The following is an 8,898-nucleotide window of genomic DNA, read 5'->3' as shown; positions in this document are numbered from 1 at the left end:
AGCAGGATCAAATATCCCACCCGCAGCGTCAGCAAACCATCAAATAGCTGAGGTTCCCCCTTGATCAGCAGACCTAGGTAAATTAGGATTTCTTGAGTGAAGACGCGATCGCGAATATCCTCCCCACAGAACTCGCGGATCTTGTCCATAATTTCTGTATAAGACATCGGGCGTGCCATCAGCGACGCCTCAGTATACGCCTTGCCCACCGTAATCTGCTTGCCCCGCACCAGGATATCCGTCACCGCATCCGATAAGCCAATATCAACCTTATTCAGTAACCCAGCGGCATGACGTACCACCGTCCAGTGGGGGGACGCTTCGCTGGTGCCTGCCTTGGTGTAAACTTCATCCAGCAAATCCGCCACTGTCACTCGCTGTCCTGGACCTCCAAAGCCGGTATCAAAATCCAATCCCTGCAACCGCACCAAGGTATGCAACAACTCGATTTGTTCGTAGATGTTTTCCGACTCCCGCAGGCTAGAGAGCAATAACCCCAAATTGGTTTCGCACTCCAGCATAAATTCTTGAGTATTACCCAGCGGCCAATTTTTATCGGGATGGCTGGTCAGGTAGTACCGTCGTGTCGCGGCATCTTGAACCGGCGATTGGGTAAACTCAAAGTCGTGTAGAAAATCAATTCGTTGTGTCCCAGATGTCAGCATCAGCTGATTCAGCCGCCCCAATTTCACTCGAACCCCATTGCATAAACCATCTTTTAGCTCCTGCATCAGTTCTAGAAGCGCCTCTGAGCCGGTTTCCAGCATTGCGTGGGTCAGCAACAACGTCATCGTAGGACGCCCTAGCTCAAACCAATTGCGCTGAATATAAGCAAGTTCGCTCTGAATTTCAGCAACTAAGAAATGGTAGTCAAGGGTCAGGTAAAACTGCTGTTGATCCAAAAATGACGGTAAGAAGACAATCGTCTCGCTGCGAATACGAAAAATCCTCGATGTTGTTAAAGTCCGCAACCGGCGCACGGGCCTGCCCGTGAGTCCCAGCTTGTCGTTCCGCCCAATTTGGGTATAAACCGCTGAGAGTTCTGTTGCTTGACGCACCTGAATCGGCTCCAGTTGTTGCGGCGTCTGCGTTGCAATGCCGTGGACTGCTAATTCAGCCTGTAACTTTTCATCTTCTGCCAGCAGCGCAATTTGTACCATCGGGTTTCCTTCCCGACCCACACTCAGGTGCCGTCCCAGCGGGTCAATATCTCCCACCGCGATTAACTTTTCACTCAGCATTTCTCCTAGCAGGTACAAGCTTTGCGCCCACACCAAGGGGATATTTTCATTCGGCAGGCGCGGTTGGGTGTGGGGGTTCTGTCTCTCCGCCTCAATCTTTTCCGCCGAGACATAATAAAGCTCCGGTAGCAGCCGCAAACCGTCCTGCTCAATCAGCAGAAACTCCAGGCACTCTTGATAGTCCTTAACTTGTTCCATGTCTCCTCGAAACAAGCCATCCAGAACCAGGTAGGTGAAAAATAAAGGCCATTCGCACTCAATATGCTCAAATTGCTGCAATTCCCAAGGTTCGTAGTGCAAGCGGCTGGTATCTTCCAAAACAGTTTGGTGTCCATCTCGCAAAAAGCGTTTGCACCCGTAGCGTCCCTCCAATTTGTCGATGATTTTCTGCCGGGTGCGTTCCATCAGCTCCATATTTTCCACCGCAAAGGCTGGGAAACTAATGACGCTCAAGCTAGCCGCATCCACTTCTTTGGAGCTAGATTCCCTTGGTAACAGGGATTTCAGGGTCATACGAGCGCGAGCAATTTCATCCGGCAGCACATGAATTACAGAAGCCTGAGAACCGCGCACTCCGAATAAATCCAGTCCGCTTATTGCTTCTAAAGCGGCTTTTGCCATCCCGACCGAACTGGCATTTAGTTCTGGATTCCCCCGGTTTATCTTATTTCCCCGCTCCCAAATGCCATAATCGGGGGTTCTGTAAGTTCTGCCAATGTAATAGACCAGATTTTGGACAAAGTTGACTTCGTCAATGGCGTAGATGATATGTAACCCCGATGCCGTCATCTGAGCCAGCATCAGCAGAAACAGCGAAGTCGCATCTAACTGCAAGTGTCCCCAAGCATCATCGCCGACTACAACATCACCGCTGCTGGTGTTGTATTTGGCGTGCAGGCAGTCTAGGAGGGATTGGCTTTGTTTGAATTGCTCGACTTTGTGGCTCTGTCTCATCATGCAAAACAATAGCCCCCGCATCAGCTTGACGACGCTTTGTTCTAGCTCGTAGGTGCGCCCCTTATCTTCATCGACTTTGCGGTAAGCCAGCGCCAGCCCCCAAACGGCGAGAATGCTGTAAACGTTGTCGCGTACCCAGGCATCGGTGTAGTCGCCGTGGGCGTTAATTGCAGTACTGGCGGGCAACAGACCCGTAATCGGATTTTGACGGTTGAGAATGACAGCCTTGATCTGGTGGTAGTAATCGTCTAGGCGATCGCTTAGCGGTTGTGAGGCGTTTAGCAACATATCATTCTCCTAAAGAGAGGGGTGCTGGGGGTCGTCCCTGGCAAAACGAAGAGAGTGTCAGAAATCCAGCCCAAGTGCTTTTTATTTTCGCACCAAAGCTAAAATTCATCTGCCTCGCGAAGCAGATTGCTGCGCGTTTACAATTCTTTAGTTACATTCTTGTACAGATGGTAACAAAAGTTTATTTTATGGAGTTAAGACTATGCAAACTCAAGACTGCAACGATGCAACCAAGATTGGCTTTACGCCCCAAGCTGAAAATTGGAATGGGCGTTTTGCCACGATCGGCTTTTTCATTGCCATGATGATTGAACTCACCACAGGTCAAGGCGTGCTTCACTTCTGGGGTCTGATGTAATATATTTCAATTTTATAAATTTGGTCAATTTCAAAAGCTCGCTGGGAGTTTATCTAGGAACTCCCAGTTTTTTGTTTCCCAAATAATAGTAGGGGCAGGTAAAGAAACCCGCCCCTACTATTATTTATCTCGCTAAAAAGGATTGTCTAGCGAATGTATTCTTTGAGAATACTGTTGCGATTGGGATGCCGCAACTTGCGGAGAGCTTTCGCTTCAATTTGACGAATCCGTTCGCGGGTAACGTTGAAGATTTGACCGATTTCTTCAAGAGTTTTCATGCGTCCATCATCCAAACCGTAGCGCAGACGCAGCACATCCCGTTCGCGGGGGCTGAGGGTGTCGAGGACGCTTTCTAGATCTTCCCGGAGGAGGTTTTTAGAAACTTGATCTTCGGGGGTTTCACCATCTGCTTCGATGAAGTCACCCAGACGGGAGTCTTCTTCTTTACCGATGGGAGTTTCTAGAGAAATGGGTAACTGAGCTGATTTAGCAATGAATCGCAGTTTCTCGATGGTCATTTCCATGCGAGTAGCGATTTCTTCTTCAGTGGGTTTGCGACCCATTTCTTGGGATAGAAGCTTGGTAGTTTTTTTGATCCGAGAAATGGTTTCGTACAGGTGAACAGGTAGTCGAATGGTGCGAGATTGATCCGCGATCGCTCTCGTAATTGCCTGACGAATCCACCACGTCGCATACGTGGAGAATTTGTAACCTTTTTCGTGGTCAAATTTTTCAGCGGCTCGAATCAAGCCTAGACTGCCTTCCTGAATCAAGTCTTGGAAGGATAAGCCGCGATTCATATATTTTTTGGCAATCGAAACCACCAAACGCAGGTTTGACTGCACCATTTTGTCTTTAGCGCGGCGACCTACATAGAGGCGATGTCGGAACGCTGGTAGGCGCTTCTTCACCTCTTTAGACCACTCTTCTTGTTGGGGTTCTCGCCCTAGCTGAGTAGCGAGTTGTTCCCAGACTCGCTCAGATTTCAGCACTCCCTCAGCCCACTCTATATCCTGCGGTTCCCGCTCCAGATTTTCGATCAGTTGCTCGCGCAAACGCTCTAATTCTAGTAAGTCGGCTATCTTGCGTGCGAGTTCAATTTCTTCATCGGCTCTTAAGAGACGAATCCGACCAATTTCTTGTAAATAGAGACGAATCGAATCCTCAGTGTAGTGTTTCTTTTTCGTTTGCACCCGACGACGGGATCTACTGACCTTACCAGGCTTACCTTCGTCTTCATCGGGCGTTACGTCTACAAAGTCGTCTTGATCCGCGTCTTCATCAATTAAGAGATCCAACTCGCTCTCAGGCGGAGTGATGATTTCGAGTACGTCGTTGGCCTGGGTCATGCCGAATTCCTCATGCTCCTTCAGTTAAAGACCAGAAGATGGTGTTAGTTAATCTACAAAACAAGTTAGCCAGTCGTTATACCTTGCCAGCTTTCAACGCTTGCTGACTGGCTCAATGAGAGAAAAGAGAGAATGCGCTTGCGTGCAACGCCAGCGTTCGATAACCGCGTTGAAATAGGTGTTAATGCTGGTAGTGTTCAAAACCTTTCCGATTGTAGCCTTTCTCACAAAACTTGCACGCTTTTGGTTTATTTAAACCTTCAAATATGAAGTTAATGTCAAGGCGGCTTTTCCCAATGGATAATCCGATTGGAATTGATACACCCACTCCGATCTCATCTCCTTCAACTAGCTTGTACAGGATTTACCAGCAACACTCGCTGGTTGATTTGGTGATGCCTCCAGCCAGTTGAGCGCTGTCTTTCTATAAATAGCCTATAGTTAAGCGTCAAAGGTTTGGGGAGAGTAGCACTAAGCAGTAATGAACGTTTAGGCAAAAATAGAGAAAATATTGCTTGATTTCGCATTTTGCTTAAATGCAACTCTATCCTACTGACGCTTGATGGGCGATGGGTTGCGACAAATGGCTGAATTCTATTCCGTCATTCTAATCAACAAGAGCCAAAATGTGACAGAGAAAACATCAATATATTTCGTATTTAGGTTAAAGAGGTCAACTGACTTTGCTGCCACAGCGCATCGATGGTAACAAATTGATATCCTTGCTGCAATAGTTTAGGCACTAACTGGGCGGTCGTTTCAGCCACATCTTGACCTCCATAATAGCCATCATGCAAAACAATGACCGAACCATTTTGGACTTGCCGCAAAACTCGCTGTACGACGACGCTAACCCCAGGCTGTACCCAGTCTTCCGGCACCACGCTCCACATGACAGGTCGATAGTTCCACTGCTGCAATAAATCTAAGGTCTGGGGTGTAAACAAACCATTGGGGGGTCGAACGTCACGAATAAATCGTGGATCGAGTTGACAGGCGTGTTGGATCGCCTGCTGTGTCTGTTCCATACTTTGTTTGAGGTCAGCTGGACTCAGCTTGGGAAAAGCGCGATGATCGTACCCATGTAGCCCAAGCCAGTGACCCCGCCGGTAGACTTCTTTGGCAGTCGCTGGTGCGCGGTTAACGCAAACACCCAGCCAAAAAAAACTGGCGGGTATGCCGTAGTGGTCTAGCACTTTCAAGAGTTCGGGAGTGTATTGGGGATGGGGGCCATCATCAAACGTGAGAGCGATCGCTCGTGAATTTCCAGTACCCGACCACAGACAACGGGGAAAGGCAGGCTGAAGAATTCGGTACACAATAGGAAATAGCGGAGCTAGCTGCATTTGCTCTTTGATGTCGTTTTTCTAATGGGTGTCAACAGACGGTGAGTCTCAAAGGTCAATTTAAACAACAAAGACCATGTTTTGCCATACTGGCGGGAGCTTCTCTTTTATTTGCTCTCTCTGGGTGCAGCACCGTAACCACTAACCAGTATGAAGCAACCGCCCGGACAACTTTAACCTGGAAAGTCGGTTACTCGACTAATCCGGGTCGCAATCAAGAGCGAATCGAAACTTTTGGCTCTACTTCCTTACTCAACCGCAATGGGGAGAAGCCAGAAGGCGCGGTAATTGGCCCCGACGAACGGGAACTTTGGTGGTCTGCACTGCCACCACGACCCACGCTTGATGAAATTGAACAGCGGCTGCAACCTGCCGAAAAGGCAAGCCAGCCAGAGATTTTGCGAGATGTGAATTACCAAATTACTTATCGCAGCAACGGGCAGAGTGTTGCCTTGCCGACGAATTACGATGTTTATCGAGAGGTTGTCAAGGCATATCCTTCCCAAACGCCTTTAGAGCTGACGCTAGGAGTCAATGATTCCTCTGTGGAGAAAGCGGAACCCAAGTTTGAGAATTAAAAAGAGATATTAAAAAGCAAAAATTAAGCGGGGGCGATCGCTTCTTCCCTGTCTCTCGGCTCCTCTGCCCCCCTGCTTAATTCTTCCTGCGGACTTTAGCCACAGAGCGCTTCAAAACAACAGGCGTCTTTAACGGTTGACTACCCTTAATTAACGGCTGGTTACTCTCCAATGCTTGCAGACCATCGAGAACCGCATCTCGGATCGCTGCTTCCGGTTCTTGATTCAGCATCAGCCGAAAGTATTCGGCAACACTACGTCGATGCTCCCGCTCTAACCGAGCCTCTGTGACTAAGGCACAAAGTCGGCGAACCGCAATCAGACGCTTCAGGGGGTCTACCTGCGTCAGCTCCGTTAACCAATGGTTCAGGTTAGCTTCATCCCGATTCAGTTGACGGCTAATAATTTGCCAGACCAACAGGATTAGGGTTGCCAGAGTGCCCAGACCTTGAAGAATTGCACCAGCAGCAATCCAGGGACTGTCAGAGTCTACCCAGATGGAAACTGCCATATAGGTGCTGAGGCTGGCAATGCCGCCACTGCCAACGGCAAGCGTTAATTGCCGGTTGGAACCACTAAAAAACCGTTGCAGGCTCGACCAGTGTACTTGCCAGTCCCACTCCTGCATCAGGTAAACCAGCAACATTACCAACACACCAGCGCCGGTAGCCAGTAGGAGCTTCCAGTTCCAGAACAGCATCACCACCACAACGGCGCTCACCACCAGCCAGCTGCCCGATCCCTGATCTGGGTGCCGGGGAAACAGCTTGAGGACTGGCATTTTTAATTGTTTCTGCGACAGAGCCAATTGGATCTGGTTTACGAGTTGTTGTCGCCAAGACGACGCCTGTGCCACGAAAGTTTCCTGCTTAAGTCAGATAGATTATACCTAACGAGTTAACTATCGTAATACCTTTTAGTCCTAAGCTCGTAGCCCGTAGTCATTCGTCCTTTGTTTTACCAAGTTGACCAATGACTACGAACCAATGACCGATGACCGCTCACAAACCAAAGCTCAAGTCATCGACGGTCAGACAGCCATCAAAAGCGTAGAAGGTGATCCGATAGATATTTGGTACTGCGACGCTCAGCTGACTGTTCGGAGGAATATTGGAATTCGTTCCGGCTAGATTTGGCTCTGTTAACTCCGAGCGTCCCAGGAGTTGGTTTTGCTGGTCGTAGGCAGATAAAATTGTTCGCTGAGAACTGGTGACAAAGCCGCTGACAAAGCGAACCGGAAACTCAAAGGAAATTTCTATCAAGCCGTTTTTAGGGGCACCCATGAGGACGGTGGTGCCAGATCGAGGGGGGAAAGCGGGGTTGGAGGGATGGAGAGCGATCGCATTTCTAAACGTGAGACCCCATTGCTGAAACTGGCGCTCCACCACGTCAAAGCATTTCAAGTCTTCCATGTTGAGGCGAACGCAGGTTCCCTTATGTAAGGGGAAGCCGGAGTCAGCGCTAGCCGGCTCCTCGCTAGGAGAAGCGACAACGGTGGACCCACTGAGCGACTCAATTGTTGGTGCGGATGCGGATGCGTTAAAGTCGCTGATTTCATCCCACGGAAGACTGCATTGCTTTGCCATAACATTCTGTGAATGTACTTTTTCAAGAACTGGATCGCCGTTTATTACTCCGACGCAGATATCTCCAGACTTGACGGAGCTATCACTTGGGAGTGACGACCTGAAGCTACTAATCCCCCCTCTGTTCATTCAGCCTCCTTGACTTATGGGGCGTCTTTTACGATCTGATTCCGAGTAATGCTTCTTCCCTCAGGCAAAAAATTCCGCATTTTTAATTTCTTGTGAGGGAAGTTTTAGAAGAAATGTTCCAGTCATCAACATTGGCTGATGACCGATTGCCATCGCGATCGCACACACCCTGTTACTTAAATACGCAAAAACCCGGTGAGGGGTTTCACCCCCTACCGTTTGGATTATCTCTGATTTTTTCTAATTTGGCGGAAAAAAACCAGCGGCTGGATTGGCATAGCGGAAAGTCTTATCAACCGGCTGATGTATTTTTACCTTAATTTACATCTGCCTTTAGGGATAACTATTTGCAAAATCTTTAATTTCAAGACGGTTGTTTTATCGTTCCTTTAAATTGCGGATAAATTACAGGATCGTTGCTCCAGGTAGGCTGGGCGCATTTGCTGCTAGATCGTTTGGTCTGACGCTACCCGATGAGAAATTCTGAAACCACCTATATGCAAGCGTTTCATCGTTCAAAGTCTAAAGCAAAAATCTAAAATAGTATCAGTCACCAGCTCAACTGAGCATCGCCGATTGAAACTGGGTGTTAGGAATCAACCAGTAGTCAGACGTTCTAACACTCAACAATTCGCGACAATGAGCGCTCGTGGCGATAACAATGAGGTTTATTCATGATTCAGCCACCCGGCTTTGAGATGCAATCGATTGTCACTTCCTTGGGAAGAGTGGTGTACTACACCCCCAAGGGGGCACCTTGGCGCTCGGCGGATGCAGCCATGTCAGAGAATCTGCCCACGTTGGTTTTCCTACATGGCTTTGGTGGTGGGTCATCCGCCTACGAATGGTCGAAAGTCTATCCAGCTTTTGCAACCGATTATCGAGTGATTGCACCCGACCTAATTGGTTGGGGTCGGTCTGACCACCCCGCACGCAATTACCAGATAGATGACTACATCAACACAATTATTGAGTTCATCGAGCAGACTTGTAACGAGCCAGTACCCGTCGTGGCATCTTCTCTCACGGCTGCTTTTACAATTCGAGCTGCGATCGCTCGCCCCGA

Annotated in this window: 9 protein-coding genes; 4 read left to right on the top strand and 5 right to left on the bottom strand. The window is 48.7% G+C overall.

Going from position 1 to position 8,898, the window contains the following annotated elements; genetic code table 11:
• Positions 1 to 2,486 (bottom strand): glycoside hydrolase family 15 protein (locus tag H6F50_RS03750; RefSeq protein ID WP_190426464.1); only part of this gene is annotated, 2,486 nt, incomplete at its 3' end.
• A gap of 202 nt (positions 2,487 to 2,688) precedes the next feature.
• On the opposite strand from H6F50_RS03750, the gene H6F50_RS03745 reads away from it, so the two are divergent.
• Positions 2,689 to 2,844 carry a chlorophyll A-B binding protein gene (locus H6F50_RS03745; protein ID WP_190426461.1) on the top strand — a complete coding sequence of 52 codons (156 nt, stop codon included), beginning with the start codon at positions 2,689 to 2,691 and terminating at the stop codon, positions 2,842 to 2,844.
• Between the two features lie 146 nt (positions 2,845 to 2,990).
• On the opposite strand, the gene rpoD is transcribed toward H6F50_RS03745, so the two are convergent.
• Both rpoD and H6F50_RS03735 read right to left on the bottom strand, forming a co-directional pair.
• The gene (rpoD, locus tag H6F50_RS03740) at positions 2,991 to 4,193 is read right to left on the bottom strand and encodes an RNA polymerase sigma factor RpoD (RefSeq protein WP_190413446.1); all 1,203 of its coding nucleotides are present in this window, start codon (positions 4,191 to 4,193) and stop codon (positions 2,991 to 2,993) included.
• A gap of 659 nt (positions 4,194 to 4,852) precedes the next feature.
• Complete coding sequence (locus H6F50_RS03735; protein ID WP_190426459.1) at positions 4,853 to 5,539, bottom strand: polysaccharide deacetylase family protein; 687 nt, start codon at positions 5,537 to 5,539, stop codon at positions 4,853 to 4,855.
• A gap of 89 nt (positions 5,540 to 5,628) precedes the next feature.
• Between H6F50_RS03735 and H6F50_RS03730 the strand changes: the two genes are divergently transcribed.
• A complete protein-coding gene (locus H6F50_RS03730) occupies positions 5,629 to 6,117 on the top strand; it encodes a hypothetical protein (RefSeq protein WP_190426467.1) in 489 nt (162 codons plus the stop codon).
• 76 nt (positions 6,118 to 6,193) lie between these two features.
• Here the strand turns inward: H6F50_RS03730 and H6F50_RS03725 are convergent, their stop codons facing one another.
• Together H6F50_RS03725 and H6F50_RS03720 are read right to left on the bottom strand one after the other, a co-directional pair.
• The gene (locus tag H6F50_RS03725; protein ID WP_190413442.1) at positions 6,194 to 6,973 is read right to left on the bottom strand and encodes a hypothetical protein; all 780 of its coding nucleotides are present in this window, start codon (positions 6,971 to 6,973) and stop codon (positions 6,194 to 6,196) included.
• Between the two features lie 145 nt (positions 6,974 to 7,118).
• Complete coding sequence (locus tag H6F50_RS03720) at positions 7,119 to 7,703, bottom strand: hypothetical protein (protein ID WP_190426457.1); 585 nt, start codon at positions 7,701 to 7,703, stop codon at positions 7,119 to 7,121.
• Positions 7,704 to 7,945: 242 nt separating this feature from the next.
• On the opposite strand from H6F50_RS03720, the gene H6F50_RS03715 reads away from it, so the two are divergent.
• Together H6F50_RS03715 and H6F50_RS03710 are read left to right on the top strand one after the other, a co-directional pair.
• Entirely contained in the window at positions 7,946 to 8,152 is a 207-nt protein-coding gene (locus H6F50_RS03715) for a hypothetical protein (RefSeq protein WP_190413438.1), read from the top strand.
• 354 nt (positions 8,153 to 8,506) lie between these two features.
• Positions 8,507 to 8,898 (top strand): alpha/beta hydrolase (locus tag H6F50_RS03710; protein WP_190426454.1); only part of this gene is annotated, 392 nt, incomplete at its 3' end.

It is taken from the genome of Coleofasciculus sp. FACHB-712, from assembly GCF_014695635.1.
Taxonomy (GTDB): Bacteria; Cyanobacteriota; Cyanobacteriia; order Cyanobacteriales; family FACHB-T130; genus FACHB-T130.
The sequence above is the reverse complement of the archived record's forward strand: the minus strand, read 5'-3'. Positions and strand labels throughout refer to the sequence as shown.